A 440-nucleotide genomic window follows, 5' to 3' on the forward strand; every position below is an offset into this window, starting at 1 on the left:
GTACTTCAGGTCCTCCCAGTGCGCCCGCGTGAGCTTGCCGGTGACGGTGAGCTTGCCGCCCTTCTTCACCGGCTCGGGCGAGGCGTTGGTGACGAGGGTCGCGGCGCGCTTGACCTTGTACGAGGCGATGCCGTCGGAAATCCAGTAGTCACCGTCGTTGGCCTTGACCGTGGCGTTCACCGTCCACGCCCCAGCCATCACGTTGGCGTCTTCGGTCGAGTACCCGGGCATCCAGCCCGGGACGATCTTCATCATCGCGGTGCAGACCGACGTCGTGGTGCTCTGCTTCACGCACGTCACGGCACCGTCCTGCTCCGCGACCCCACTACCGCTGCTGGAGCCGAACGTACTGACCCGGGTCACCCCCTTCACCCCTGAGTTGTCCTTGATCGTCATGACGATCGGGTACCTGATGGTCTTCGACGTCCCCACGATGACGT

The 440-nt window shown here is 64.5% G+C and carries 2 protein-coding genes; one reads left to right on the forward strand and one right to left on the reverse strand.

The features are described from left to right. Positions 1-198: hypothetical protein (locus AC1DYK_RS35830; protein WP_478170590.1), on the reverse strand; the 198-nt coding region annotated here is incomplete at its 3' end. Positions 199-202: 4 nt separating this feature from the next. Between AC1DYK_RS35830 and AC1DYK_RS35835 the strand changes: the two genes are divergently transcribed. Continuing rightward, a partial coding sequence (locus AC1DYK_RS35835; protein WP_478170591.1) for a hypothetical protein occupies positions 203-440 on the forward strand: 238 nt, incomplete at its 3' end.

This window comes from Variovorax sp. P2_H12, assembly GCF_056403395.1.